Annotated in this window: 27 protein-coding genes; 12 read left to right on the top strand and 15 right to left on the bottom strand. The window is 63.7% G+C overall.

The features are described from left to right. Window positions 1–3: 3 nt before the first annotated feature. Both PLN84_RS00985 and PLN84_RS00980 read right to left on the bottom strand, forming a co-directional pair. Entirely contained in the window at window positions 4–1,212 is a 1,209-nt protein-coding gene (locus PLN84_RS00985; protein ID WP_292383978.1) for an FtsX-like permease family protein, read from the bottom strand. 1 nt (window position 1,213) lies between these two features. Further along, the gene (locus PLN84_RS00980; protein WP_292383980.1) at window positions 1,214–2,455 is read right to left on the bottom strand and encodes a CARDB domain-containing protein; all 1,242 of its coding nucleotides are present in this window, start codon (window positions 2,453–2,455) and stop codon (window positions 1,214–1,216) included. Between the two features lie 494 nt (window positions 2,456–2,949). Here PLN84_RS00980 and PLN84_RS00975 point away from each other — a divergent pair, with 494 nt between their 5' ends. Further along, window positions 2,950–3,150, top strand: coding sequence for a hypothetical protein (locus tag PLN84_RS00975; RefSeq protein ID WP_292383981.1), 201 nt, complete (start codon window positions 2,950–2,952; stop codon window positions 3,148–3,150). Between the two features lie 94 nt (window positions 3,151–3,244). Continuing rightward, entirely contained in the window at window positions 3,245–3,919 is a 675-nt protein-coding gene (locus PLN84_RS00970) for a hypothetical protein (RefSeq protein WP_292383983.1), read from the top strand. Here PLN84_RS00970 and PLN84_RS00965 read toward each other — a convergent pair. Further along, entirely contained in the window at window positions 3,916–4,305 is a 390-nt protein-coding gene (locus tag PLN84_RS00965; RefSeq protein WP_292383985.1) for a hypothetical protein, read from the bottom strand. The two genes, PLN84_RS00970 and PLN84_RS00965, sit on opposite strands and share 4 nt — an antisense overlap. Window positions 4,306–4,443: 138 nt before the next feature. Here PLN84_RS00965 and PLN84_RS00960 point away from each other — a divergent pair, with 138 nt between their 5' ends. Then, on the top strand, window positions 4,444–4,932 hold the full coding sequence (locus PLN84_RS00960; protein WP_292383987.1) for an SRPBCC domain-containing protein: 489 nt from the start codon (window positions 4,444–4,446) through the stop codon (window positions 4,930–4,932). Between the two features lie 74 nt (window positions 4,933–5,006). After that, complete coding sequence (locus PLN84_RS00955; RefSeq protein ID WP_292383988.1) at window positions 5,007–5,846, top strand: MBL fold metallo-hydrolase; 840 nt, start codon at window positions 5,007–5,009, stop codon at window positions 5,844–5,846. A 1-nt stretch (window position 5,847) separates the two neighbouring features. On the opposite strand, the gene PLN84_RS00950 is transcribed toward PLN84_RS00955, so the two are convergent. The 3 genes from PLN84_RS00950 to PLN84_RS00940 all read right to left on the bottom strand — a co-directional run bounded on the left by PLN84_RS00950 (window position 5,848) and on the right by PLN84_RS00940 (window position 9,698). Further along, entirely contained in the window at window positions 5,848–8,706 is a 2,859-nt protein-coding gene (locus PLN84_RS00950) for a M1 family metallopeptidase (RefSeq protein ID WP_292383990.1), read from the bottom strand. Beyond that, the gene (locus tag PLN84_RS00945; protein ID WP_292558893.1) at window positions 8,703–9,239 is read right to left on the bottom strand and encodes a HEAT repeat domain-containing protein; all 537 of its coding nucleotides are present in this window, start codon (window positions 9,237–9,239) and stop codon (window positions 8,703–8,705) included. Before PLN84_RS00945 ends, PLN84_RS00950 begins: the two co-directional genes overlap by 4 nt. 105 nt (window positions 9,240–9,344) lie before the next feature. Further along, on the bottom strand, window positions 9,345–9,698 hold the full coding sequence (locus PLN84_RS00940) for a hypothetical protein (RefSeq protein WP_292383992.1): 354 nt from the start codon (window positions 9,696–9,698) through the stop codon (window positions 9,345–9,347). A gap of 314 nt (window positions 9,699–10,012) precedes the next feature. Here PLN84_RS00940 and PLN84_RS00935 point away from each other — a divergent pair, with 314 nt between their 5' ends. Both PLN84_RS00935 and PLN84_RS00930 read left to right on the top strand, forming a co-directional pair. Beyond that, window positions 10,013–10,498, top strand: a complete 486-nt coding sequence (locus PLN84_RS00935; RefSeq protein WP_292383994.1) for a GTP-binding protein — start codon at window positions 10,013–10,015, stop codon at window positions 10,496–10,498. Window positions 10,499–10,540: 42 nt separating this feature from the next. After that, window positions 10,541–11,365 (top strand): hypothetical protein, encoded by an 825-nt coding sequence (locus PLN84_RS00930; protein ID WP_292383996.1) that lies wholly within the window; start codon window positions 10,541–10,543, stop codon window positions 11,363–11,365. 84 nt (window positions 11,366–11,449) lie between these two features. On the opposite strand, the gene PLN84_RS00925 is transcribed toward PLN84_RS00930, so the two are convergent. Both PLN84_RS00925 and PLN84_RS00920 read right to left on the bottom strand, forming a co-directional pair. Further along, the gene (locus PLN84_RS00925) at window positions 11,450–12,112 is read right to left on the bottom strand and encodes an HAD family hydrolase (protein WP_292383997.1); all 663 of its coding nucleotides are present in this window, start codon (window positions 12,110–12,112) and stop codon (window positions 11,450–11,452) included. Further along, complete coding sequence (locus tag PLN84_RS00920) at window positions 12,088–13,023, bottom strand: phosphotransferase (RefSeq protein ID WP_292383998.1); 936 nt, start codon at window positions 13,021–13,023, stop codon at window positions 12,088–12,090. The genes PLN84_RS00925 and PLN84_RS00920 overlap by 25 nt, the downstream gene beginning before the upstream one ends. A gap of 150 nt (window positions 13,024–13,173) precedes the next feature. On the opposite strand from PLN84_RS00920, the gene PLN84_RS00915 reads away from it, so the two are divergent. From PLN84_RS00915 to PLN84_RS00905, 3 genes are all read left to right on the top strand, one after another. Continuing rightward, the gene (locus PLN84_RS00915) at window positions 13,174–14,142 is read left to right on the top strand and encodes a polyprenyl synthetase family protein (protein ID WP_292384000.1); all 969 of its coding nucleotides are present in this window, start codon (window positions 13,174–13,176) and stop codon (window positions 14,140–14,142) included. 8 nt (window positions 14,143–14,150) lie between these two features. After that, a complete protein-coding gene (locus tag PLN84_RS00910) occupies window positions 14,151–14,315 on the top strand; it encodes a tautomerase family protein (RefSeq protein ID WP_292384002.1) in 165 nt (54 codons plus the stop codon). A gap of 64 nt (window positions 14,316–14,379) precedes the next feature. Further along, on the top strand, window positions 14,380–14,727 hold the full coding sequence (locus tag PLN84_RS00905) for a hypothetical protein (RefSeq protein WP_292384003.1): 348 nt from the start codon (window positions 14,380–14,382) through the stop codon (window positions 14,725–14,727). Here the strand turns inward: PLN84_RS00905 and PLN84_RS00900 are convergent. From PLN84_RS00900 to PLN84_RS00875, 6 genes are all read right to left on the bottom strand, one after another. Then, on the bottom strand, window positions 14,700–15,320 hold the full coding sequence (locus tag PLN84_RS00900; RefSeq protein ID WP_292384005.1) for a flavin reductase family protein: 621 nt from the start codon (window positions 15,318–15,320) through the stop codon (window positions 14,700–14,702). The genes PLN84_RS00905 and PLN84_RS00900 overlap by 28 nt on opposite strands. After that, a complete protein-coding gene (locus tag PLN84_RS00895; protein ID WP_292384007.1) occupies window positions 15,317–16,090 on the bottom strand; it encodes an ATP-binding protein in 774 nt (257 codons plus the stop codon). The genes PLN84_RS00900 and PLN84_RS00895 overlap by 4 nt, the downstream gene beginning before the upstream one ends. Window positions 16,091–16,196: 106 nt before the next feature. After that, window positions 16,197–17,447 carry an ABC transporter substrate-binding protein gene (locus PLN84_RS00890; protein WP_292384009.1) on the bottom strand — a complete coding sequence of 417 codons (1,251 nt, stop codon included), beginning with the start codon at window positions 17,445–17,447 and terminating at the stop codon, window positions 16,197–16,199. Beyond that, window positions 17,438–18,283, bottom strand: coding sequence for a class I SAM-dependent methyltransferase (locus tag PLN84_RS00885; protein WP_292384011.1), 846 nt, complete (start codon window positions 18,281–18,283; stop codon window positions 17,438–17,440). The genes PLN84_RS00890 and PLN84_RS00885 overlap by 10 nt, the downstream gene beginning before the upstream one ends. Window positions 18,284–18,297: 14 nt before the next feature. Further along, complete coding sequence (locus tag PLN84_RS00880) at window positions 18,298–19,149, bottom strand: ABC transporter ATP-binding protein (protein WP_292384013.1); 852 nt, start codon at window positions 19,147–19,149, stop codon at window positions 18,298–18,300. Between the two features lie 5 nt (window positions 19,150–19,154). Continuing rightward, window positions 19,155–20,234, bottom strand: a complete 1,080-nt coding sequence (locus tag PLN84_RS00875; protein ID WP_292384014.1) for an iron ABC transporter permease — start codon at window positions 20,232–20,234, stop codon at window positions 19,155–19,157. Window positions 20,235–20,384: 150 nt separating this feature from the next. Between PLN84_RS00875 and PLN84_RS00870 the strand changes: the two genes are divergently transcribed. Beyond that, the gene (locus tag PLN84_RS00870; RefSeq protein WP_292384015.1) at window positions 20,385–21,617 is read left to right on the top strand and encodes an ABC transporter substrate-binding protein; all 1,233 of its coding nucleotides are present in this window, start codon (window positions 20,385–20,387) and stop codon (window positions 21,615–21,617) included. 50 nt (window positions 21,618–21,667) lie between these two features. Then, window positions 21,668–22,150, top strand: coding sequence for a DUF2124 domain-containing protein (locus PLN84_RS00865; protein ID WP_292384016.1), 483 nt, complete (start codon window positions 21,668–21,670; stop codon window positions 22,148–22,150). On the opposite strand, the gene PLN84_RS00860 is transcribed toward PLN84_RS00865, so the two are convergent. Beyond that, on the bottom strand, window positions 22,134–23,573 hold the full coding sequence (locus PLN84_RS00860) for a PAS domain-containing sensor histidine kinase (protein WP_292384017.1): 1,440 nt from the start codon (window positions 23,571–23,573) through the stop codon (window positions 22,134–22,136). The genes PLN84_RS00865 and PLN84_RS00860 overlap by 17 nt on opposite strands. 435 nt (window positions 23,574–24,008) lie before the next feature. Here PLN84_RS00860 and PLN84_RS00855 point away from each other — a divergent pair, with 435 nt between their 5' ends. Continuing rightward, entirely contained in the window at window positions 24,009–26,321 is a 2,313-nt protein-coding gene (locus tag PLN84_RS00855) for an ATP-binding protein (RefSeq protein ID WP_292384019.1), read from the top strand. Window positions 26,322–26,868 lie beyond the last annotated feature (547 nt).

Genomic DNA, 26,868 nt, shown 5'->3' with positions numbered 1-26,868 from the left:
CGTTCACCCCCTGATTGCGGAGAGGATATCCTCGCGGGCGATCCGCCACGCCGGGATGTAGCCCGCCACCACCGAGACCGCAAAGAGGCTGGCGATGCTCCGGAGGATCGCCGACGCCTCCACGAGCGGGTAGACCGGGCCGCCGGGGAAGACGAGCGGGTAGGCAGTCAGGTAGGTCGTCACGCCGGCATTCAACGCTATCCCGGCCAGTGCCCCGACGGCGGTGATGAAGAGCACCTGGAGGACGTAGGAGTTGATGATGATACGCTGGTCAATCCCGATCGCCTTCAAGATCCCGATCTGCCTCCGCCGGTTCACGGTGTTGATGAAGATCACGATGAAGACCACCACGACGGCGATGATGAGGCTGACCATGGTCGAGATCGCGTTGATGATGTTGAAACTCTGTATCGCCTGGTCGACGAACCCTCCCGCCTTCTCCTGGTATGTCCGGACCTCCTCCTGGATGCCGTAGGAGAGCAATTCTCTCTGGTACTCCTCCTCCCTGCCGTTCACCTCGGTCTTCACCAGGATCACGGACGCCTGGTCCTGGAGGCCGAGTACCCCGCTCATCTCGCGATTGGTGATGAAAGCCGACGTATCGACACCGAAGGACTGGGTCTCGTAGATCCCCTTCACCCGGTAGGTCCTTGTTGCGCCGTTCGGATAGGCCACCTCTACCGGGTCGCCGACCATGACCCCCTCGAGTGTGGGGAGGCCGCCCCCCTCCTCCCCCTCCCTCCCCGCGAGGGTCGCACCCATGATGATCGCATCGGTATCACCGTTTGAGAGGAACTCCCCTTCGGTCAGGTAGTCGGCGATCTTCGTCACCGATCGCTCGTCCTCCGGGGTTATGCCGTAGAGGGTGCTTGCGGCGTTTCTGCCCTTGTAGAAGTAGGTCACCCCGGCGGCCGTCCTCGGTGACGTGCCGGTGATTCCCGGCACCCGTTGGACCTTCTTCTGGAGACCGGTCGCGTCATCGATGTACTGGCTGCCCTCCCGTGGCTCAATGACCAGGTTTCCGAAGTCGAAGTCGATCGACTGGGTATTAAAGGTCTCGACGACCCCGGAGATGATGGAGGGGAGGAAGACTAAGTTCACAAAAATGAGGGCGATGATCATGATGGTGAGGGCGAGCGTCCCCTTGCTCCCGCGCTGGATGGCCTTCCATGCCAGAAATGCGGAGACCCTGAGGCCGGCAAATACAGGCACGTCACTCCTCCTTTCGTCTCCGGTACCAGAAGACCGCGGCTACGACAGCGACGATGAGGATGGCGGCCACGGCGGCAAAGAACGGGAGCGCGTCCGACTCGGCAACGGTCATGCTCAAGGCCTGCTCTGTTGTGTGCGCCCCGTAATCGTCGGTATACTGTATGGTGAGGGTGTAGGGGAACTCTCCCTCCCGGTCGGCCTGCAGGGCGAAGACGGCCGGACCGTCGTTGCCGGGTTCTATCGTCCCGAGAAACGCTTCTTTCGAACCCGGGAGCGAGAGGTCTTCGATGGTTGCCCGGACCGACCCTGCGTCCGCCGTCCCGGTGTTCTCTATCCGAACCGTCAGGTCCACCTGGTCCCCGGCGGTGATCCGGGAGGGCTCGGTCCTGATGGAGGCGATGCCCATCTCGGCGCGGCCGATAATGGGGATACCGACCGTCGCCACCTGCTGGAAGGCTGTCCGGTCGGCATTCCGGTAGTCGACGGTGACGAGGACCGGTGTAAGTCCGAGCGGCGCGTTGGTGTCGGTCTCGAAGGTCAGGTTCAGCACCGACTCCCCTCCCGGTCGGAGCTCGGCGATGTAGTAGTTCTCCGAGTTCTTCGGGGTGATCCCGCCGGAGGTCGCGTTGACGCTGACGAAGACGTCGCTTGCGCTCGCCTGGCCCTCGTTGTAGATGGTGAGCGTGACGTTGAAGGGATCGCCCGGATCGACGGATGCCGGGACGGTCCTCTCCACCCGGAGCGCGGGTTTCTTGATCAAGGCGTATGCCGAGTTGACGTTCACCGGTATCGGGTACCGCACGTCTGCTCCATCGCGCACCCGGACCCAGACCTCCGGGAAGTAGAGCCCCTCCTCTCCGGGGGCGCGTATCTGGAAGGTGAGCGGGAAGGACTGGCCGGGGCCGATCTCACCGATCTCCTGGAAACTCCCGGTCAGGACCTTGACTCCTTCGCCGTTTAAGAGCACATTCTCGATGTAAGCGTTCTCCGGGGTCTCTGCCGAAGTGTTCGTCCCTCCGGTGCCGCCATCCAGCCGGATCTCGAGCGGGGACCCCGTGGCCGGGGAAGCAGTGCTCGCGAGCACCACCGTGATCGTCCCTTCGTCCCCGGGCATCAGGACGGCGGGGGTTACGGTGTAGTTGGAGACGATTACCGTCGGGGCCTGTGCGGTTGCTGTTGCCGGCATGAGCACCAGAAGTACGATGAGCACGCCCGGTACCCAGCCGATTGTGCGCCTCTCCATGCCCCTCCCGGGGGCAGTCGCGGACTCCGGGACCATCTCTAGTATCTCCGGGTATGGTTCTTTGAGCTCCCGGATCGCTGATGTTCATATATATCCGTTGTGCATGACTCCTGCCGGCTCAGGACTCTGCGTGATAGGTCTATGTACTCGAAAATACTTTTATAATCATAATGGTATATTACGATCGGGATACGGAGAGGAGAGTGCAGGACGGGTCGACCCGGTGGGTAACCGAAAACGACGTGTGCTTCCAATCACGTTCTATACCTCCTATGCGTCATCATAACCCCGGTATGCCCATGCCCCCGCGCTGTCTCTCCGTTCTCATGCACCGATCCTCCCTCACCACGCTTGCCCGGTCCTATCTGCCGCTTGCAGGGGAACCGGCACGGGAGAATGACGTTGCCCGGGGGGCCGGCGAAGAGTTCTCCCGACCGTGAGCTGCTTTTATCTCCCTCCGGCGGTATACACCGCCAACATCTGGAGGGGAAGAGATGGAGACGATCCAGTGGCTGGTGACGCTGACGTTCCGGGTGACGGTGAACGGCGTCAAATCGAAGGATGATTCGGTGGCTGCAGGCCTGGAACAACTCAAGATGGGGCTCTGCAGCGGAGAGAATTTTCCCGTCGAGGCGAGTGTCCGGAGGATCACCAACATTGTCGAGGAGGAGCCGGTCTTCGGCGTGAGGTGGTGAGCGGCGCCCGGTACGGGCTGGAAGCGTTGTGGTCGGGAACCGTGATCCTCCATTGGGGAAAACCCTTTTCTCTCCTCACCACCTGATCGGCCCCATGCACGAACTTCCCGATACGGTTGCCGTCGATATCGTCCTCCTGCCGCCCGGGCCGATCATGGATATGGCGATCAGCGCGAACCGGACACTGCTTGCCGGCAACCCGGACGGAGGGATACGCCTCGACAGGGAGAACTGCCTCCCGCACATCTCTGTTGCGATGCTCCCGGTGCGGCGTGAGGATGTTCCGGAGATCGTCACGAAGGTGGGCCGGATTGCCGGACAGTGCTCCCCCATGGCGATGACCGTCGATGCCATCGCGAAACGCCGGGGAGGCACGGGAGAGACCGTCTCCGTCCTGCATATCCTCCGGCCGGAGATCCTCCAGCTCTTTCACAAGACCGTGATGAACGCGGTAGCGCCCTACTCGGCACCCCCGGCCGTGCCAGAGAACTTTCTCGGAGAGGTGAGTGGACCGTCCGCCGACTGCCTCCGCAGGTTCCAGAAGATCTCCGCGTATGAGCGCTACTCACCGCATATCACGCTCGGGTTCGGCGACCTCCCGGAACTGATCCCCGGGCTCGACTTCCCGCTCCGGTTCGAGGTGACGGGGGGCGCCGTCTGCCACCTGGGGGCTCATTGCACCTGCCGGCGAGTCCTCGCCGGATTCGAGCTCGGGACCCGGGCCCCAACCGCCCGCGGCAGGCCGACCCGCCGCCAGGGCGGCGGTTAGAGCAGGAGCGCCTTCACGTACTGCGCTGTGCAACAGACGCACCCGACGTAGCGGTCGATCGTCCCGGTCTCCAGGACCTCGGCGAGCGGGGGCTCTTCCCGCATCCGGCGGGTGAGTTCGGGGTCCCGCTCCGCCATCACCTGCAGGAAGACCACGAGCGGCATGAACGGCCGGGCATGCACGGGGACGATCCGGAAATCCGTAACGTCCGCAGTAAGTGTCGAGTTCCGGGCAAGGTCTTCATCGAAGTAGAGGATGACCTCTAACCCGTGATCTTCCTGCAGGTCCTTCAGGCGGCCGATCGGGAGGCGCGCGCCCACCGCGAGGCCGAGCGGTTCCAGTTCCTCCGGTTCCCCGGGGGAGAAGACTGCATCCGATGCTTCCATACTGCATCACTCCAAAGAAGTGGTTTCGCGTGGTACGACTTCTTTCCTCCGGCCGCCGCGAAGAGGCGACGCCGGGTATTCCCGGAAAAGAAAGCCTTTTCTCCCTTACGGTCCATCCGGTGCGATCGTGATGAGCGTATGACCGCACCCTTGCCGGAACCCCACAGGGTCCTGGTCCGGGAAGTCCGGGCCGAGACTGTCATCGACGCCTCGCCCGAGATCATCTGGGGGGTGCTGACCGACTTTACCTCCTACCCCGAATGGAACCCGTTCATCCGGTCTATCGAGGGAAAGCTCTGGGTGGGAACCCGCCTTCTGGTCGAGATCCGGCCCCCCGGGCGACGGAGCATGTGGTTTCGGCCGAGGGTGCTGCGGGTCGCAAAAGACCGCGAGTTCCGGTGGATCGGCCGGGTCCTGATCGCAGGGCTCTTCGACGGCGAACACCGGTTTACCATCATCCCCGAGGGTGACGGCTCCCGGTTCGTCCAGGCTGAGATCTTCACCGGTCTACTGGTGCCCGTCGTCGACCTCACCGACACCCTCCGGGCAACCCACCTCGGGTTCCTGCTCATGAACCGGGCGCTCAAAGAACGGGCGCAGTGGATCGCCCCCGGGAAACCTTCTTAACTGCAACGTTCCCAGTATCTGCATGGATTCGTTCACGGCCGGAAAGCGTTCGAGGGGCCCCGGGAGCGCTGCATATGAGACTGACAGTCCTCGTTGATAACGCCACCCTCACCGACCGCTACTTCCTCGCGGAGCCCGGGCTCTCGATCTACATCGAAGACGGCGGAACCCGCGTCCTCTTTGATACCGGCTACTCGGGCATTCTCGTGGAGAACGCCCGGAAGATGGGGATCGACCTCCTCCGGATCGAAGAGGTCGTCCTCTCCCACGGTCATCTCGACCACACCTGGGGTCTCGACGCGCTGCTCCGGCTCCATACCGAGGGGATCATCGAGGGCCACGAACGGGTCGAGCCCACATTCATCGCCCACCCCGAAGCCTTCCTCACCCGGAGCCTTGATGGTGCGGGAGAGATCGGATCCCACCTCTCGGTCGAGGAACTCTTCCGGCACGGGAGGGTTCTCCTTACCGCGGCCCCCCTCTGGCTGACCGAAAATCTGGTTTTCCTTGGCGAGATCGAGCGGCGGTTCGAGTTCGAGCGGACGCCTCCTCACGGCTATATCTACACCCCCGACGGTATCCGGGACGACACCATCGCTGACGACACCGCGCTCGCCTGCAAGACCCCCGATGGGCTTGTTGTCGTGACGGGGTGTTCCCACTCGGGCGTCTGTTCGATAATCGAGCAGGCGCGCGAGGTCTGCGGCGAAGACCGGGTCGCCGACGTCATCGGCGGGTTCCACCTCCTCGACGCACCGCCGGAGCGGATCCAGGGGGTCGTCGACTACTTCTCGGAGGTGCAGCCGGCAGCCCTCCACCCCTGCCACTGCACCGACCTTGCGGCGAAGGTTGCACTCGCAAAGGTCGCGAACGTCCGTGAGACGGGCGTCGGGCTGATCCTCGAGTACGGGTGAATCAGATTTTGAGACCGCGGAGCGCCGGGATCTTCCCGTGCTCCGCCTCGTAGGCCCGGGCTGCCGCCGGGGCGCCGAGGAGGAAACGGCGGGCGTTGTTATAGACGGCCGGGTAAGCGTCCGGGTCGAGGGAGGCGAGGAGGTCCGCGAGCACGCCTGCCGCCGGCACCCGGTGGCGGGGCTCCATCGCATCGATGAACGCGAACGCGTCCAGCGCCCGGACGGTGCTGTACTCGTTGACCGGGGCAAGCCGCCGGAGGATCTCCCCGAGGTATGCCCGCCCCTCATCGGTCTCAAGCGACCGCTTCCTGTTCAGCGCGAACCGCCCATAGAGCGCCCGTTGCTGGTCGGCCTGCTCGATCGAGAAGGCGGGCGAGGACTCTATCCCGCGGAGGATCGTGACGAGGTCGTCGCAGTCGCTCGCGGCGACCGTGGAAAGGAAAGATTCCCACGCGACAGGGCTTTTCGCCGACCCGGCGGCGAACGCCGCAAGGATCTCCAGCCGCTCCGGGGCACTGCTCTCGAGGAGGAGCCGAAACGTGGCGAGGCGATCGGTTGCGGCCGTCGCCTCCCGGAACCGGGACAGGAGCAGTTCGTGGACCTCGGGGGTATCGAGGGTCGCGAGAAACGCGAGGCTGGCGTTCTTCCTCTGCCGCCGCCGGATCGCTCCGGCCTCTTCTTCCAGGCAACCCGACCCCCCCGGGGCGCCCGTCGCCGCCTGCCGGGAGACTGCAAGGAGGGTATCGCGGCCACGGGCGGCGACGGCAGAAAAGATCTTCTTTCTGGCGTCGTGGAGCGCCCGGTAGTGATGGCTGAACCGCTCGTCTTCGACCGACGGGAAGACGGTCAGGAACTGTCCGCCCGCCTCCTCCATGAGACGGTCGTCGGCGAGGAGCGCGATGCAGAGGTCGACGAAGCGTGCCGGGATGGCCGCGCCCGGGTCCTCGAGGAGCCGTACCATCTCCCGGTCAGCGAGCGCACGAAACGCGGTGAACCGACCGACGATATCGGTGTCTTTGCGCACCTGTAGGTAGAGTTCGTCCTCCGGCGGCCGGTATGCCACCTTCCCGTAGAAGGAGTAACCGCGATTGAGCGAGAGGAACGCCGGGAGGTCGACGTCGTCGAGGCTGATCTTCCCGTCCTCGGCCGCAACCCGGATGGTCCGGTCCGCGAGGTCCCGGCCTTCGGCATCCACGAGCGCGAACCGGAACGGGAACTCCCAGGTCCGGCCGCCAGGCGTTCGGCTCTGGCGCCAGGCGAGGGTGAACCTCCGGGCCGCCGGGTCGTAGGCGGGGGTCACGGTGAGGACCGGGTATTCCGTCTCCTTCAGCCAGACCGCCGCCATTCCCGAAAAGCCCATTCCTGCGACCTCTTCCATGCAGTGTATCCAGTCGTCGCGCGAGGCGTTCCCGTGCCGGAACCGGTCGTGGTAGAGGGCGAGCCCTTCTGCAAACCTCTCCTTTCCCATCAGCGTCTCGATCATCCTGACGAACTCGGGGGCCTTGACGTAGGTGACGCCGGTGATGAGGTCGTTTGGATCGTTGAAGCCGTCCGGTTCGATCGGCATCGAGCCCGCGCCCCGGTCGAGGACGAGCGTCCCGGCCCCGGGCTCGAGGAGGTCGAGCACGGTCTGGAGGCGGGAGTAGGCTTCGCCGAAGAAGAAGGCGTGGTGCTGGTTCTCGATGTGGACCGTCACGGCTTCGTTGAGCCAGATCTCGAACGGGCTCCTCCCCGTCACCTCAGAGCCGTTCTCGTTGTGGTAATACTCATGGACCTTCACCCTGACCATGTACTCGAAGGCCGGGTCGGTCACGTCCGTGCCGGGTATAAGCCGGTTTGCGGCGATCGTCGTGTTCCCGACGTTCTCCATCCCGCCGAAGTCGGAGTTCTGCATGGCGATCTCCCGGTAGACCGCTCCGGTGTAGGCGTACCCCATGGTGATGGTCACAACGAGCCCGGCAAGTTCTTTCCTCACCGCTTCAAGGGCACCGGTCTCCCCGGAGCGCTTTGCCGCGTCCCGCGCCCGTGTGAGCCGCCAGATCTCCTCCCTGACTTCCCGGTCGCGGTACCGGGCGGGGCCGGTGAAGAGGTGGACCCACATCACCCCATCTGCGAGGATATCGAGCGCATGCTCTGCCGCACCGGGATCGGAACCAGGTTTTGTGAGGAGTTCGAGGGAGAACGTCCGCCCGTCGGGATACTCGAACTCCCGTCGGTAGGTGTCGTAACATCCCACCCCGAGGAAGAAGAGGTAGGGAGCCATCGGTGTCGTGGTGTTCTCGTACCTCTGGACGGATCGGCCGGGGCCGCAGGGGAGCCGCGGTCCTGCCGGGTCGCCGTTGGATATGGTATGCGTATACCCGTCATCGGCGACGATCGTCGTCGTGTAGGTGCACTTGGCGGTCATGTCGTCGAGGCAGGGGACCAGCCGCTGGAACCCCCACTGCTGGCACTGGGTGATCTGGACGGGCTGCCCGGCGGGGCAGGACCCGTCATAGTAGAGGCCCTCGAGGACATGGCTGCTCGGCCGGCAGATCGTCTCGGTATCGAGGGTGAATCGGGTCCGGGGTGGGACGGGGGGGTCGAAGGTGACGGTGAGGAGCGCGGCGTCCCGATCGTAGGTGTAGGCAACGGTGTAGCCGTCACACGCGACATGGAGGATATCCAGGTCCCGGGCGTTCAGGGCGAGGGATGCGAGCGGCGTCTCACGGGTCCGGGCGGTGAGGGCGGAGACGACCCGGGTGTGGCCGTCGTAGACGTCGAAGACGAGATCCATGTGGGCGACCTGCACGGGGAGCGCACCGAAGTCCTCCGGGTAGTACCGAAAGAGCCTCGTTTGCCCTTCGTTCCATCCGGTCAAAGACTCGCCTCGCCGGTGATCTCGCGGAGGGCGCGACGGAGAGCCGTCCTGACCTCCGGCTCCTCCTCGCCCTCGAGCGCGGCGGAGAGGACGGGGACAGCCCGCTGGTCGCGCAGTTTGCCGAGTGCATCGGCGGCGGCAACCCTGACGTCCTTCTTCCTGTCGGTAAGAAGGGGCAGGAGCGGTTCGACCGCACGGAGGTCGCCTATCTCACCGAGCGACCAGGCAGCGCCGCGCCGCGCCCAGCGGTCGGGGTCGATGAGGAGGGGCAGGAGCGGTTCGACCGCCCGCGCATCGCGAAGTTTCCCGAGCGCCTGCGCCGCGACCCAGCGAACCTCGTTCTCGCTGTCGTGCAAGGTGGCGATCAGCGGCTCGACCGCCCGGGCATCGGCGCATCCCCCCAGCGCCTCGGCCGCCCGTAACCGGTAGGAGATGTTCTCATGCAGAAGCTGCTCGATATATTTGCCGAGATTCTCCTCACCCCGTCTCTCCCTGTCTTCCATGAGGCGTTTTACAGAACGTTCCATCTTCATGCCACCAACTCTTATAGTGCAGATCAGATCTCGTTTACGGTATATAGTGCTTGGCGCGCCCCTCTCTCTGGACGGCAGGTGAAGGGTGCACGTCGCCCGTTCGGTTCACGCGGTCTCTTCCTCGTCCTCGCCGACAACGTCGAACGCGACGACCCTGTAGTTGTAATACCGCCCGTCCGGGGCGTTGAAGGAGAGGAAGACCATCAACCCGTGTTCGTCCGAGATCCAGAGCTCGGCATCGTCGTCGATGGTGTAGTATTCGAAACCAAACCCGGCGAGGAGCTCCTCGATGGCGCCGCCGGTCTTCATCTCCTGGACCATCTCAAACGTCGCGGCCAGGGGGTACTGCCGCCCCTCAAGAGCGGAGACCTGGAGTCTTGCCTGCTTCTCCGCAAGGAAGAGGGTGTCCAGGGCGGTCATGATCTCCTGCGCGACGGCATCCGTCTCCTCCGAACCCATACCGGTACCTTGGAGTTGGCGGTATATCTCTTTTCAGCAGCGAAGGCCGTTTGCACCCCCGGGGCGAACGGCGACTGGCCGCAGGGTGCGACGTTCCGGAGCGCGATTGCCGGGACGTGGGACGGTTCGCAGAACCGGAGCATGAGCCCCGGAGTTGGGGACCGGAGGTTCCGTCCTCTCCCGGTGTCAATTCCTTCCTCTTCTGGACCCCGGGTGGAAAGGAATATCCTCTCCCTGGCCCGGGAACGGTTCTATCCTCGCCACGGCGCCGCTATAGCGAAACCATAAAACGTTCCGATGCCAATACAGGGCTGATGGCAGAAGGCAGGCTCAAGATTGTCGTATTCGGTTCTTTCAACGCAGGCAAGTCCAGTTTCATACAGGCACTCGATCCCCGGAGCCGCCACATCGAAGCAACCTCGAACGAAGGTTCCACGACTGTTGCATTCGATTTCGGCAGATTGCAGGTGAGAGACCGCGCGGTCTACCTCTTCGGGACGCCGGGGCAGGATCGGTTCGAGTTCGTCCGGCAGGTCCTCTCGCGGGGAATGGACGGCGCGATCATCGTCGTTGATGCAACCACAGGGGTGGACGCGACGACACAGCACCTCTACGACAGCCTGAAGTCCCTCAATGTGCCGCTCGCATTCATGGCAAACAAGTGTGACTCTCCGGGCGCGGTCCCCGAGGCTATCCGCCGGGTTCTCCCCGGGGAAGCGGTGCATTTCATCTCCGCGCGGAACGGCGAGAACGTTCACGCGGCACTCGACGCCTTCGTCGCAACCCTGACCGCCCGGTAGGGATCATTTTTACTGTCTGCGGGTCGTTGATCTCTGCGGACAATGACCCGCAAAGAGACCTATATCAGGGAGGTCGCCAGGCTGCTCGTGAGCTTCCTCGCGAGCGGGAACGCCGAGGATCTCCTCACCTACCTGGTCGCGGGAAGCAACCTGCCGGGGCCCCGGGAAAACCTGGAGCTCGCAGGGGCGTTCAGCGAGACCGTGAGGGAGTTTGCAATTGCCGATGCCGACGATCGCCAGGTCCTGTGGACCCTCTGTGTCGAGCTTGCCTGTATCTCCCCTGAGGACGCACCGACAGGTGACCCGCATGAGTTCCTCTCGTTCTGCGGTGTTCGGGGCATCGGGGCGATTGGGTCTGTATCGCCGGCATGTGCCGGGGCGGCGCTCACGCATCTCGCGGAGACGTCGGTCGATCCACGGTGGCAGGTCAGGGAGGCGGTGGCACTGGCGATCCAGGATCTCCTCTCCAGGCAGCGAGACATGACGGTCCCTGAGCTGGAGGGCTGGGTGGAAGGAGGGTCCTGGCTCGCCATGCGGGCCGCGGTCACAGGCGTTGCCGAACCGGATCTGCTCGTTGAGCCGGAGCTCGCGGAGGCAGCACTCCGGTTCCACCGCAAGACCCTGATCCGTGTCTATATGGCAAAGGAGCGGCAGTCGGAATCGTTCCGCGCGCTTCGAAAGTCGCTCGGCTCCACGCTCAGCCTGGTCATCATCGCCCTTCCCGGGATCGGCTTTGAGTACCTGCGGCAGCTCGCGACCCTCGACGACCAGGATATCAGGTGGATCGTGAGGGAGAACCTCGAAACCAACCGGCTTCGGAGGCAGTACCCCGAGACGGTGCAGCACATCAGGGCGCAGTTACCGTAAGAGCGGCATGCGGATCCCCGGGCAGGGATGCTCTTGAGTTGCCTGCCGGTCTTTCAACTCCTTCCTGCCCGCCGCGTTGCCGCCTTATGTCCCGTAGCGTCTCCATGCCTCCTCCACGTGCAGCGCCTGCATCCCGAGCCTCCGGGGTGCTGTAATATCGTTCTCGGGGTTGTCCCCGATGAAGAGGACATCCGGGGCGGCAAGCCCCATCCGTCCGAGAGTCGCCGTATATATCCGCGGGTCCGGCTTCTGATGCCTGGTGTCGGAGGAGAAAACGACGAGATCGAAACGGTCGTAGAGGTTAAGCACCCGCATCTCCGGCTCCGAGAAGACCCGCTGCCCGTTCGAGACGACCCCCTTCTTCTCCGTGTCAAAGTAGTCGAGCAGCCTCCGGCTCTTCTCGATGACGTCGAGCCGCCGGAGCGACGCGGCCCGGAACGCCCGGGCGGTCTCGACGCCGAGCCGCTCGGTATCGACCTTCCATACGCTGTAATCAGCGCAGATGCCGGCGAAGACCTCCTCGACCCGCACCTCGGGATAGCGTTTTCCGGTCTGCTCGGCCGCCTCCCGCACCCGGCCGGCGTAGCATGCCCGCAGGCGTTCGGGGGCTATCCAGACACCCTGGTAGAGGAGCCACCGGGAGAGGCACCGGTAGGTCGTGATATCGCGCTCATCGGTCAGGACATCGATGAGCGTCCCATAGCAGTCGAAGAGAACCCCCGCTACCCGGGGCTTGCGGCAAGGCACGCCTCCGCCTCCGCTAGAAGCCAGTCACGCTCTCCCGTCCGCCAGGGCAGCCGGGCTATCCTGAGGTAGCCGAGCGCCATGAAGAAGGGGAGGACGGCGGTATGGTGCCGGAACTCCTCCTCATCGCGGCTGTAATGCCAGAGCAGGTGGCCGATGTAGTCTTCGGCAGTCGTAGTGCTCCCACCCGATGCCCTGAGTTCCGCGGCGAGAATCCCGAGGTCGCGGACCGGGTGCGCGTGGTCCCGGGACCCCTCGAAGTCGATCGCACAGACACTGCCGTCGAAGAGGTAATTGCCGGGCGTGGCGTCGCCGTGGACCATGCAGCCGGCGTCGGGGCCGATCCGCGGGCTGCGCCACCACGTCCCGAGCAGGCGGTTGAACCGCTCCCGCAGAGGTTCCGCGAGGCCGGTCTGGTCGAGCACCGCGTGGAAGTAGGCGAAATCGCGCGCCCGGTTGCAGGAGGTCCGCGTACTGTCGTGGAGCCGCCGGAGCAGATGCGCGACGCCGGTCAGGGGTTCATAGAGGGAGACCCCCGCCGCGTGGAGATCCCGTATCGGCAGACCCGGGACGTGCTCGGTGACGAGGACCGAGTGAAACCGGCTGTTTGTTGCGAGCGCGCGAGGGACACAGATCCATCCGGCTGCGCGCCGGAGCCGGTCGAACTCGTGCTTCATCGCCGCGTCCGCGTCGTAGCGTGTCTTCGCACCCGTCGGCGCGCCGAAGAACTTGCCGACCACGCTGAATGCGGTGCCGGCGAACTCGTACCGGCAGACAATATGCGATGCGGGCTCTATCCGGTAGACCCGGACGCCGCCGCACCACTCCTGCATCCGGTCGCCGAGGACGCCTGCGAGCCAGTCCCCGAACGGATCGCCGACCTCAAGGCGTCCTATCGCTCTCTCGATGCTCATTCACCCCCCTCAACTTCACCGGCATGACGTCACCGGAAGGGTCAGGGGTCTTCTCGCCAATGAAGCTACCCGTGACGTGAGATCGACCACACCTTTTTTACCGCCGGGGCATCTTAACGGGGAGCAGATGGGTCCCGGGAGTGATGAGCCATGATACCGTTTCGCGAGTTCCTTGAGGGGATCAGGCCTGCCGTCAACCGGCGGATCGAGGAGGTGGCGAACGGCACGGGCGAGGTCGATCCGGGCGTCCTCCCGCTCCTCATCAAGGGGAAGCGGATGCGCGCCGGGCTCCTCCTCCGCATCCACGCCGATCTCACCTGGGCGACGGCACCCAACCACCAGGCGCTCGACCTCGCCTGTGCCGTCGAACTCGCCCACGCCGCAAGCCTCATCCTCGATGATATGCTGGACGGTGACATCGTCAGACGGGGCGTTCCCTCCCTCCACCTCACCCGGGGGGAGGGTCGTGCGGTCCTCGACGCCGTCGGTATCCTGGCCCTCCCGTACGCGCTCGTCGCCCCCTACGGTGCCGGATACGTGGCGATGCTCGCATCGGTCCAGCAGAAGATGGCCCGGGGCGTGGCCCGGGAGATCTTCGGGTGGCCGCACCTCCCGGCGATCCCGGCGACTGACCTTTACGATGCGATCATCAGCCAGAAGACCGGGTGCCTCTTCTCGCTCGCCGCTGCCTGGGGGGCCATGGCGGCGGGAGCGGAGGGGCCGGTCGTTGCCGAGTTCGCGAAGTACGGTCTCTCTGTCGGGAGGGCGATGCAGATCGCCGACGATATCGCGGACCTGCATGTGCTCGCGGCGGGAGCGCGGGACGGCCGGCCCGGGTCCGAGACGCTCCTCCTCCAGTGCGTCCCGGCCGGGAACGACCCCCGGCAGGCACTCGGCGAGGTACTCGATCGGGAGATCCATGGTGCGGCTGCCGTGATCACGGGTGCGAACCGGCAGCGGGAGACCTTCGGGCAGATGGTCCGGGAGATCATAGAACTCACGATCGCCGGAGGCATGCCGGACGACGGGACCCCGCCCCTGGTTGCCTGCCCGGCACCTTCCCGCAGTGATAAATACTGCTCCGTCTCACACTTTTCTGAGAAACCATGCCGGTTGTGACCATCCGTATGGCTGAGGGGCGAACGCTTGAGCAGAAACGGATACTCGCAGACGAGATCACCGCCGCGATAACGCGGACGCTCGGCGTCGACCCGGAGAAGGTTACGCTCTTCTTTGAGGAACCCAGGACGGAGAACATCGCGCGGGCGGGAACACTCCTCTCGGAGTCGTAGTCCCGTAGCGAGCGAAGATTTTTAGGCCGGATGGAGTATCAGAGCCCCTGGAGCAGACGAAACCATGGCACGTGAACTTGACGAGAAAGACTTTGCTATTCTGCGGAAACTGGCGCCTGAATACGAGGGCATCCTCTGCCCGGAGTCGGGGCACGAGTTCCACTCGATCCTCCCGCCGGTCTCAAATCACATCTCTGCGGACGAGGAAGACTTTGCAGAACGGGTCGGCCGCCTCTCGGACGAGGACTGGGGCTACCTCGCCGACCAGATCCTCTCAGGGCGGGAAGACCTCGGGTGCATGCCCGAAGAGGATGTCGAGACCATCCTCGTCCGCATCCGGGAGGTGGTCTCGAACGAGACCGCCGAACAGGTCCGCAGGCTCTATCATCTCTCCGAGTGCGGGGTATTCTGATCCGGGTGCACCGGAGTCCGGCCGGCTGTCATCTCCACATAATGGACGAACCGTCCCGACCGGATGGGCCGGGTGAACCACATCCCCTCCCGCCCGAGCATGACCGAGAGGGGCTGTGCCCGTTCGAAGTCCATCTCGCCGGAATCGTTGAAGTAGCGGTCGTCGGCTTCGAGGTGGATCACTTCCCCGATGACGAGCGAGAAGTTCTTCCTGGCGATCTCCTCTTTGAGCACGCACTCCATCCAGGCCAGGCACCCCTTGACGCCGGGCGGGCGGACCTTCACCGACGGCCGGGGCGCAAGGCCGGCCTCCTCGAACTCATCTACGTCCGGCGGATAGTTCCGCGCACAGATCATGACCTCATCGACCATCGATGCCGTGGGTATGCTCACGACGAACTCTCCCGTGGCGCGGATGTTGTCGAGGGTGTCCCGCTTGATCCAGGAAGCCAGCACGATCTCGTCCAGGGGCCGGAGGATCGGGGTCAGGTTCGACCAGGGAGCGACGTTTCTCACGCCGCCTTCCGAGACGGTCGAGATGAGCGCAACCGGCAGCGGGAGCACCTGTTCCCGCTGACTGGGCCGGAGGATCACGACCTCACCCCCAGTATGCCGTCCAGCACGTCCGCGAGCGCGGCGATCTCGGGGTGGCGCATATCCAGCGCCCGGCCGTCGAGACCCGCGGCAAGGATTGCAGGGTCCTGCGGGATCTCGCAAACGATTCGCGAGGAGTCGGGCAACCCCTTACGCAGCCGAGCGGCCGAGAAGAGGTCGATCCTGTTTAGGATGTAGTAGAGCGGGACGCCGATCCGTGCCGCCATATCCCTGACCTTTTCCGCGAGCCGGAGCGACTCAAACGACGGGTCCACGATCATCAGGATCGCGTCGGCCCCCTGGTCGACGCCCCGGCCGAAGTGCTCGATCCCGGCCTCCGTATCGGCGATGACGACACCGTCGCCGCCGGTGTCCAGATGTTCGAGGAATTGGCGGGCGAGCATCCCCATCGGGCAGGCGCACCCCTCGTCGGCGTCGTGGATCTTCCCGATGGCGACGAGCCGGACCCCGTCTCTCTGGGCAACGTGGCCGGGGGGGAGATCGTCGATGGTCCACGTCTCCCCCACCAGGTCCAGGGACGATAGGGCGGGCATCGCCGCCATGATCTTCTCCGTCATCGCCCGTTTGCCCCCGAAGTAGCCCATAAGGTCCAAAGGCGCATCCACCCCGAGGAGACGGTGCAGCCCGAGATTCGATTCGTCGGTGTCGACGACCAGCACCGCACGGCTCCTCCGTGCATACTCGCGGGCAAGCAGCGCGGCAATGGTGCTCTTTCCACTGCCTCCCTTGCCGCAGATAGCGATCTTCATACTGTTTTTCACTTCCTTATTCTCTTCTACAACCGTTCAACATCCTAACATCCTGTACCAGGATAGACCTGGGTTATCCGGTCTTTGTTCCATCCACCCGTTATGGTCACCCGCACGTAGGGCACCTCTCCACGCACCAGTCCATCCACTGTGCCGACCGGAGGCCCTCTGCCGTCACCCGATCCACGTTGTAGACGTTCTCGTAGAATTCAAGGAGCCACTCCTCAAGAACGACGTCGGCGAACCGCTCCGGGTAGGCTGCCTTCGCGATCACCATCACATCGATCGGGTACTCGAGGCGTTTGGCACAGTTGCAGGGCTCCCACGGGAACGATGAGACCCGGCGGTTCTTGATGGCCGAGAGTTCGTCGACGTTCTGGTAGTAGGGCGCCGAGTAGAGTTCCACGGGCGGGTGGTAGCCGTTCGCCGTGCCGAGTACGATGATGTCGGGGTCGAGGGCGAGGAGTTGTTCGGCCGAGATGGTGGGGCTCCCTGTATTCCGGTAGGCGTTCTTCGCGTGGACGATCTCCTCGATGAAGTAGGACTCAACCGTGTTGGTCCCCTTCACGTTGCCGGCCCCCCCAGCCTTCCGGGAGGTCGGCGATGCCCCGAATATGAGGACGGTCGGTCTCCCGGCATCCGGGATATCCTTCGTCCTCTCGACGACCATCCGGGTCGTGGACTCCAGGTAGTCTGCGAGTCCGCCGGCCTTCTCTTCCTTCCCGAAGACGGAGCCGATGATCCGGATCTCGTCGGAGATCGTCGAGAGGTCCGGCTCGTCGAAGCACGGGTGGGCTTTGAGGACGACGACCGGGATCCCGAGGGCCTCGATCGTCCGGATGGCCTTCTGCACACCTTCGTCGTCCATCGACCGGAGCGTGCAGGAGCCGACCCGGAGGATCACCACGTCCGGGTCGAGCCCGGCAAGCGTCTCGTAGTTGATGGCCGCGCCCGACTCTCCTACCCTCGTGAGGTCGCGGATCCCGGGACTCAGGTAGGTTACCGGGTTCATGCCGTCCCGGTACTCGTAAGATTCCCCGCCCACGGTCGGGTAGGTATAGTTGAAGACCCTCTGGAGACAGGACGACCCGACCCCGACGATCTTCTCCTCTTCGCCGAGGACGAGCATCGTGCTCTCGACGAGACCGTCGGAGACGGTGACGACCCGCTCGACCTTCGCGGGCACCTGGACTTCGACGCACCGGGAGTCGACGACCGTCCGGTACCCGGCGTCATCTGGTCCCGGCCCCGTTCCTCCCCCGGACTGCTCCGCTCCGGTGCATCCCGCGGAGAGGACCAGCAGGACCGCCAGGAGGAGGGCGGCACCGATCCTGCGGCACCCTTCTCTCACCGGCACCCGTCGACCTCCCACCAGAGTTTCATCCGGGTCATCATTCCCGAGTGCATGAGGCCGTCCCCGTTCGTCGAGAGGATCGCGGAGAGGTACTCCCGGAGAATTTTCTCCTGTGCCGGGGAAGTTGCCCGGTACTGCTCCCGGAACTCGTCGACGGCGGCATCGAGATCCGGGAACCTGCGGACGTGCTCCCTTCGTATCGTCTCCACGTGCGGGTAGATCTCCATCGAGTAGAGGACGTTGAAGAGGACGTCGGCTTTTGGGCCGAACCGGAACTCCTTTCCATGCAGTTTCGGCCAGAGGTCGACCATCGCCTGCTCCCAGGCGGTCGCCCCGGCAAACCAGAAGAGGTACACCCATCGTGAGGAGGCTTCGCACATCTTCTCGATCGCGGCCCGGATATCCGGCATTCCGAGGGAATAGGACGCGATGACGAGGTCATAGGGGCCGTCGAGATCGGTCGCCGGGTCGATCTCCTCCCAGCGTTTTCGCACGATATCAAGGTTCGATACGCCCTCTTCTCCGGCATACTCCGTCATCACGTCGGCCATCCCCGCCGCCGGTTCGACGGCGGTCACGCGGGCGACACGGCGCGAGAGGGGAACGGCCAGCGTTCCGGGCCCGGCGCCGACGTCCAGCACCGTCGACCCGGCCTCAAGCGGGAGGCTGTCAAGCACGTAGCCGATCCTTTCGGGGCTTTGTCGCGACTGTGCGAGGAACGTACGGGCCTTCTCCCGTGACGCCCAGAGCGAGGCGCACTCCCCGGTTCCCCGGCATTCTGTATTCTTCTCGTAGAGGACTTTCCAGACGCTGTTCCAGTCGATATTTGTGTACGTCATTGTCATGCTCCGTTTCATGTTCCGGCGTCCGCCTCACCGAACACCCCGGTAAAGGATCTGCCGCGGAGGGGAAGTTCGCTCCCCTGTTTCTCGTGCCGCTCCGCCACGCAGCGCGGCATCACCATCCGGACGCCGTCGAGCATCCGGACGGTGCACGCGTCCTGGTAGATCATCGCGAGCACGTCCTCCGAGATCACGTCCTCCGGCCTTCCCTCGGCCACGACGGACCCCGAGCCCACAACCACGACCCGGTCGCAGAACCACGCGACATGATTTGGGTCGTGGCTGCAGGCGAGGATTGTCTTTCCCTCCCCGGCGATATCGCGCATGATCTGCCAGATCCGCATCTGGTTCTGAAAGTCGAGCGCGCTCGTGGGTTCGTCGAGGAAGAGGACCGGTGTATCCTGCGCGATCGCACGGGCCATGAGCACCATCTGCCGCTGGCCTCCGGAGAGGTGGTTGTAGGGCCGATCCGCGAGATCCCCGATCTCGAGGGTAGCGAGCGCGTCCATCGCGATCTCCTTGTCGCGCCTCTTCACCCCGAAGAACCCGCCGAGATGCGGCGTCCTGCCCATGAGGACGACCTCCCGCACGAGGTAGGGGAACGGCGGCCTGTGCTCCTGCGGCACGTAGGCGACGAGCCGTGCGAGGTGCTCGACGGTGCACTGCTCGACGTCTTCGCCGTTCATCAGCACGCTACCCCGTTCTGCGTTGAGGAACCGCAGGCAGCACTTGAATAACGTTGTTTTTCCCGACCCGTTGGGGCCGAAAAGACCGCAGAGTTCTCCTTTCCCGACGGAGAAGGAGACTCCCGAGAGCACGGGGGTGCCCCCGTACCCGAAACGAATGTCCTGGACGTGAAGCATGGCAGTCACCCGAAGATCACCCTGCCCTTGTTGCGGAGCAGGTAGCAGAGATACGGCGCCCCGAGGATGGAGGTCAGGATTCCGACCGGGATCTCGGCGCTCGTCAGTGTCCGTGCGAGGGTGTCGCAGACGATCAGGTAACACCCCCCCATCATCAGGGATGCCGGGATGACGAAGCGGTTGTCCGGTCCGAGGAGCATCCGCGCCGCGTGGGGCATCATGAGCCCGACCCATGCGATGATCCCGACGAGCGAGACGGCGAATGCCGTGACGGCGGTCGCGAGCGCGATGACGACGAACTTGTACTTCTCGGGGTTGACCCCGAGCCCCCGGGCCTCGTCGTCGCCCATCGAAAGGATGTTGAGTTTCCACGAGAGCGCCCAGAGGACGATGAAGCAGATGAAGACCACGGGGGCGAGGAGGATGACATCGTCCCAGGTCGCGTAGTAGAACCCGCCCATCAACCAGAAGACGATCTCGCGGAGCGCCGTGTCATCTGCCAGGTACTTGAGGAGCGAGACGAACGCGGAGAAGATCGAGCCGATGATGACGCCGGCGAGGATGAGGGTGACGATGGGCGTCTCGCCCCTGCTTCGGGCGAGGAGATAGGCGAGGGTTACGGCGAGTGCGCCGAAGGCGAACGCGGGCATCTGAATCGAGATAAAGATCGCCGGGAAGACGATCCCGAGTGCTGCGCCGAATGCGGCCCCGGACGAGACGCCGAGGATGTAGGGTTCGACGAGGGGGTTTCGGAAGACCCCCTGGAAGACGGCGCCTGCGATGGCGAGCGCCCCGCCGACCGAGACGGCGAGGATGATCCGGGGCACGCGGATGTCCCAGATAATGGTGTTGTGCAGTTTTGGGAGCCCCTCAACGTCGCCGAGCGTGAGATGGACGAGAATGGTCTTGTATACGTCCGCGACGGTGATGTCGTAGGCGCCGAGGACGACCGCGACCGAGGCTGTTGCGAGGAGAACGGCGGCAAGCCCGAGAAGTACGGCGATCTTTCTCCCCTCGTCGAACCCCCCGGCTGTGTCGTAACCGAACTTCTTAAGGAGGCTGTTGAAGTCTCTGGGCTCTGTCATGTGATCTCCTCCCGTGCGGGCGGTGCAGTATCTCATCTCTCTGTATTACTAATTATATAAATGGTAACAATTGATGCCATGCACGTCTGTTATTCACGCCATTGGTGTAAAATGAATACATCTTTGTGCTACTTGCTCCAACCGTTTAGCATGACTCGTAACCAAATTCCTGCAGGGCCTTTCCTGCTCACCGTCTGCCTTGCTGCTCTTGCCTTCCTCTGCGGGTGCACGGGGACGTCTGTGGATACTGCACCGGCGGAGCCGGACGGGAGCCGGATCGTGACGGATATGCGCGGCAGGGCGGTGGAACTGCCGGCAACCATCGAGCGCGTCGTCGTCATCGACGACGGATTCGTCGAGGGGCTTCTCTACCGATTCGACATGCAGGACAGGATCGCCGGCCTCGGCGGCGATTGCTGCCAGAAGACCTACAACTACTCCTTCGAGAGGACGGATGGGACGATCGACGACTACTCCGGCGGCATGAACCCGGTCGGCTACCTGGTCCCGGAACTTGCCGGTCTCCCACAGGTCGTCGCGAGCGGCACCGGGATCAATTATGAGACGCTTGCTTCGCTCGACCCCGACATCGTCATCCTCCGCGAAGGTGCCTCGTCGTTCAGGGCAGGGTCGGACGAGAGCCTTGAGAAGACGGTTGCAACGATTGGGTCCCTCGGTATCCCTCTTGTCATCCTCGTCGGCCCCCCCTTCCAGGAGAGCCCGAACGTTGACTGTATCGGCGAGGAGATCCGGCTCGTCGGTGAGGTCTTCTCGCGTGAGGCGGATGCCGATGCGCTTGCGACCTACCTGGATGATCAGATGGAGGAGATCCGGAAGCGGACGGCGAACGTTTCAGAGCATGAAAAACCCCGCGTGATGCAGCTCGGCCTCTCGCCGCGCGCCCGGCAGGGCGGCGGTGCCGGGATGGCCTGGGGCAGGGATACGATCGAATCGTACTTCATCGAGGATATCGCGAACGCAAAGAACGCCTACGAAGGGACCGGGGCGTTTGTCGTCGTATCGATCGAACAGATCCTCGCGCTCGACCCCGACGTGATCGTCCTCCCGACCGCCCAGGGCTACCATCCGGCAAGCGAACTCTATACCGCTCCCTACTACCAAAATCTGCAGGAACTCTCCGCCGTGAAGAACCAACGGGTCTACGCCCTCCCCTGGACACCCTACAACTGGGCGAAGCGGCTCGAGTACCCGATCGAGGCGATAGTGATCGCGAAGGCCGCCTACCCGGATCGGTTCGCGGATATCCGGGTGCACGAATGGGTGCTGGACTTCTACCGGAATGTCTACGGGGTCGATGAAGCGACGGCGAAGGAACTCCGGTCGGCCCAGTGGCTGGACTGGACGGTTGAAGCGGGATTCTGATTCCGCCCCATCCAGAACCGGTATATACCCCCGGCGACAACCAGACCTTCATGGAATTAAAAGAGCGACTCTCCGGCGTCCCCGGCATGCTCCGGCCGTTCAAAGCGTATCTCAAGGAGGCAGGGCTCAACGAGGGCGACCAGGTCGTCTACTACGGCTGCCCCGGCACCTGCACCCCGTTCATCGAACTCCTGGGGTTCGCCGTCCGGGATCTCCCGATCGAGCAGGTCTACGTGCCGTACGTGGATGAGACAGCAGCAAAGGTCCTCCGGCCTGTCGGAAACGTCGGGATGCAGGTCTCGGAAGCCGCCGGGCGCTTCGACCCGAAGGTGATCGTCCTGATGGGCGGGCTTGCGATGCCGGGTGTCCCGGTCACGAAAGAATCGGTGCGTGCGGTCGTCGGCACCCACCCGGAAGCGAAGGTCGTGGGCGTCTGCTTCATGCAGATGTTTGCAAAGGCGGGCTGGCTCGATACCTTCGACTTCTCCCTGATCGTCGACGCCGCCATCGACCCGGTCAGGATCTGGCGGTGATCGCCCGGCCGGCCGCTGCCGATGCAGCGGCCAGGGACGGCTCCCACGGTCGGCCACACCGGAGGAGGGTGAACCGGAACGCCGCGCCGCATTCCGGGTGACCCGGCACCCGGTTGTCGACCCGGATCCGGCCGCCGTAGCGCGTAACAAGCATCTTCGTGATGTAGAGGCCGAGCCCTTTCCCGCTTCTGGCGCTCGTGCCGCGCACGAACCGGGAGAAGAGGAGGGGTTTGACCTCGTCGGGCACCCCCGGCCCGGTATCCTCGACCGAGACCTCGACCGCCCCATCGCTCTCTTCGACCCGGACAACGACCTCGACCCCGGACCCCCCGAATTTGATGCTGTTGCCGATCAAGTTTGCAAAGACCTCCGGGAGGAGGTCGTCGGCCATGACCCAGGCGGGCTTTCCCTCGTAGACGATCTCGGTATCGGGATGGTGGGCAATCTCCCTCCTGATGACAGCGTCGAGATCGACGGGTCTCGTTGCCGTCTCGTGAGAGTGCAGCCGCCGGATCGTTGTGACGTTCTGGATGATCTCGATGCTCCGGCTGATGCCGCCCCTGAGTTTCCGGATCATCTGTTGCTCTCTCCCCTCCAGCCCCTCGACGAGCAGGTCGGTATAGCCGAGAGCGACGGCGTTCGCGTTGTTGATGTCGTGGGTCATGATGTCAAGGTAGAGGTTTGCCTCGTCGTGGGCCGACCGCAGCGCCTCCTCCACCTTGATTCTATCGGTGATATCGGCCCCCGAGCCGATGATCCCGGTCGACCTGCCGTCGTCTCCGGCAAGCACCGTGTCCTGCCACGCAAGGACAAGTTCCTCCCCGCTCCGCGTGACGACCGGGTTCTCCCGCTGGCCGGAAAAAGATGTTCCGCCGGCGATCGCGGTATCGAAGACCTGTTGCCGAGCCTCCCGGGATGCTTCAGGGACGACGGTTGTAAACCAGTCCTTTCCGAGCAGTTCCGCCTCCCGGTAGCCGAGCAACTCGCAACCGTGACGGTTGATGAGCCGGATGGTATGGTCGGCGTTGATGACGACGAAGAGGATGCCCGCCACGTCCAGGTAGCGTTGCATGAGGTCTCTCTGTTTCTTCACCTCCCGCTCCCGCCCTTTGAGCTGCTCTGAGAGGGAGGCGACAACGAAGGCGATGACGACGAACATCAGGGCGCGTCCGTAATCGTTCAGGGTCAGGAGGTCCGGCCTGTAGAGGAGGCTGCTGACGACGACGAGTCCACCAAGGAAGACGGCGACCAGTATGCTCCGCTTCTCCCACCAGAGCGCGGTCAGGATGATTGGGATGTAGAAGAAGTGCGAAAAGACCGTTCCGAGCATCAGGACTGCGTGGAAGTAGTAGGTCAGGAAGACTGATACGGCAAGGAGAGCCATCAGGATAGTCACTCGCTGTTCTTCGGTAAGGGTAGTCACGGGGCACCTTCCTCGACTACCAATATATATAATTTTAATAATATAAAAATGTCAGTATGCGTACGGTAGGGAGATTCAAAAGGATTTTCCATCGATTCGCGTGGAGATACGTGATTTTGCGGGAGATAAGACACCCGGGATCGCGGGCACGGAATCGGTCTTCTCTCGCGCAGGGCTGGAGGAGGGACTCCCTGCCGTCTCCTCCGGTACGCGAGTATTCCGCCGAGATGTGGCTGATTTTGTAAATAGCCTATATTTAATAGGCTACAGAGCAAAACTATTTCAACCGCCTGCTTCACAGAAGCGGCTGCCCCGAGACCCGCATCGTGTGAAGCGGTACCGTAGAGCGCACCATGACAGCATCGACCCCGATCTGCTCTCAACTGGGGGCCCGGGGCACTCCGGCGCCACGAGAACGCATCCTCTGGTGAACCCGTGTCAACAGACCTTACCAAAGCACTGAAAGCGATGGGCTACGTGGATACCGAGATCCCGGCTCTGGTTGAGTCGTTCCCTCCCGCCGTCGTCCAATACCTGCGAGACTTCCGGACGCTGGAGGTTCGCGACATCGTAGAGACGCTCCTTTACATTCACATCGCCCTGAACAGTTCGTCGTCCCGGGGAGAGGGGGAGGGCGTGGTCGAGCAGAGTTGTTACGCCTATACGTCGGGGCCGCTCTTTGCGCTCGCGCATGTCGGCCTCATCGAGTCCGTCTCCTGGCACGGCACGACGGTGATCAAGGCGACCCCTGCGGGGGAAGCGATCGCCCGGCCGTTGATGGAGGCCCGGATTCGAGCGCTGAATATCCGGGATCTTGCCTGCGAGATCCACGGGGTCGTTCCGGCTCTCCTCGCGGGGACCGTGAAGGGGTCGTATCTCAACAAGACCTTCCCATCCACGCTCCCCCGCACCGAAGAAACGTTCGTCGGTTTTCTCCTCAACAATTGTCCCGGCCTCTACGAGGAGTGCGAGCGGTTCGCCGCCCGGCTCAAGGCCGCCGGGTGCGCCGTCCTCGCCTACGCCTACGACCTCGACGAGCCCAGGGCTGAAGGCGTTGTCTACACCTTCCCGCCGGAGTTCGCGTACATCCTCAAGGGAGTGCTCGAGACGATCGACCCCGAGGTCCGGGAATACTACGACATGCTCCTTGAGTCGTTCCACTCGACGTTCACCGTTCTACGCTACCTCTCCTGCGGCGAAGACTACGACCGTATCCGGGCGGCGCCGGCCCACCGCCGCGAGCTGGCACGGGTGCTCTCCGGGCTCGCCGATGCAATCTACGTCCTTGAAGTGGTGCGCGAGGACGACGGGGTCGATCTCTCCCGGTTCATCATCAAGGACCGGACCCTCTATGATGCACGCCTCCGCGACCTCGGGCGGGCGCTGATGGCCGACGTTGCCGCGAAGATCGTCACCGAGCGCCCGGCCCCGGCGGCGGAGCCGCTTCTTCCCGAAGAAGAGGTTCACCCCGTCTCTGAAGAGGTCCCGGCTGCGACGCCCGTGCCTCCGGTCGAGGAGGGGGCGGAGGACGAGTGGGACGATGCAATCTTCACCGACGACGAGGAAGAAGAGGCGGTGGAGGAGGTGGTGCTTCCACCCGTGCCGCCGCCCGCACCCCGCCGCCGGGTTGCCGCACCTGCCCCGACGCCGGCCCCGGCGCCGGAATCCTTGCGCTCCGGCGGCCTCGACGTCTTCCTCGGCCACGCACAGGACGGGCGGCGGGTCAACTGGTCGCCGGGACTGCTCAACAACGGCCACATGATCATCCTCGGCGGCTCGGGGGCCGGCAAGACCGAGACGATCCGGTGCGTCGCCTCCGAACTTGCCACAAAGGCGATGCCGGTCGTCTTGATCGACTTTCACGGGGACATGGCCGCGAGCAGCGGAGATATTCGGTCCTACAAGATCCGCGAGGGCGGGCAGTACTACTTCAACCCGCTTGAACTCGACCCTGATATCGACGAGATCACACCGCTCCGGGCCACCTCCGACTTCGTCGACGCCATATCGATCAACTTCCCGACGCTCGGCATCCAGCAGAGGAGGAAGATCAAGAACATTATCAAGGACTGCTACCGGGCCTCCGGGATTACGGGGAAGACCGAGACCTGGACGCGGGTGCTGGACTTCGACGACATCGAGGATGAGATCATGAACTGCGAAGACGAGGCGATCCCGGCCTATCTCGAGGACATCTTCGACTACAAACTCTTCTCGGGCGAGGAGAAGATCTCGATCCCCACGATCCTATCCGGCGGGATCACGCATATCAACTTAAACGCCCTCCCGGAGAACCTGCGCTATCTCTTTGCAGACCTCTTCCTCCGCCGGATCTACTATACCCTCCAGGCGACCGGCGAGATCCCGCGCGGGACCGAGGACGAGCGGGAGAAGTTCCGGCTCTTTGTGATCGTCGACGAGGCGAAACTCCTGGTGAGCCAGAAGAGCGGCTCGAAGACGTCGATCAAGGCGGTGCTGAACAAGTATGCCACGGAGATGCGGAAGTTCGGGGTCTCGCTGATCCTCGCGTCCCAGCTCATCGCCCACTTCAACGAGGAGATCCTCGCAAACATCGCCGTGAAGTTCTGCATGCGGGCCGAGAACAAGAAGCAGGCCCAGGAGAACGCCAAGTTCTTCGAGGTGAGCGAGAAAGACCTTCTCAACTTCCAGCCGGGGGAGGGCATCCTGATCATCGGCTCGGAGAAGATGAACGTCCGGATCGTCCCCGCGTCGGGGCGGGACCTTTGACACTCTCCACGGCTAGAGCCGGGAGATTCTTGTTTCGTCGACCGGGACTTGCACCGCTGGAATTGGCGGTGTAGCGGTCCCGATCTCCACAAGCGTCGATTCGGGTGTGCCCCACCCTACGGATGCTCGTTTCAGGATATTTTGTGCGGCGTTCAGGTCCCGGGGGACTGTGTAGCCGCAGACCGGGCAGGCATGGGTCCGCTGCCAGAGGTCTTTCTTCTCCCGGTGCCCGCAGAGGAAACAGTCCTGGGTCGTGTAGGCCGGATCAATAATGTGGACATACTTACCAGCATTCGCAGCTTTGTAGCGTATGAACTCTCTTGCTTTGTACCACGCGAGTCGAAGCCTCCGGCTTCTCCCGCTCCGGCCCTCCGGCCCATCACGGCATCGAGAATAGATTTGGATCTGCCGCGGAGTTTTGCCTCCAGCGATTCGACCATCGGTTTGATGGTCAGGTGTTCCAGAGCGATGCAGTCGTAGTTATCGACATAACTTTCGGAGTTTGCCGACTTTCCTCCCCTTTTCCTTCAGTTTTCTGAGAGCACGG

This window comes from Methanoculleus sp. (assembly GCF_035363275.1).
Lineage (GTDB): Archaea > Halobacteriota > Methanomicrobia > Methanomicrobiales > Methanoculleaceae > Methanoculleus.
The sequence above is the reverse complement of the archived record's forward strand: the minus strand, read 5'-3'. Positions and strand labels throughout refer to the sequence as shown.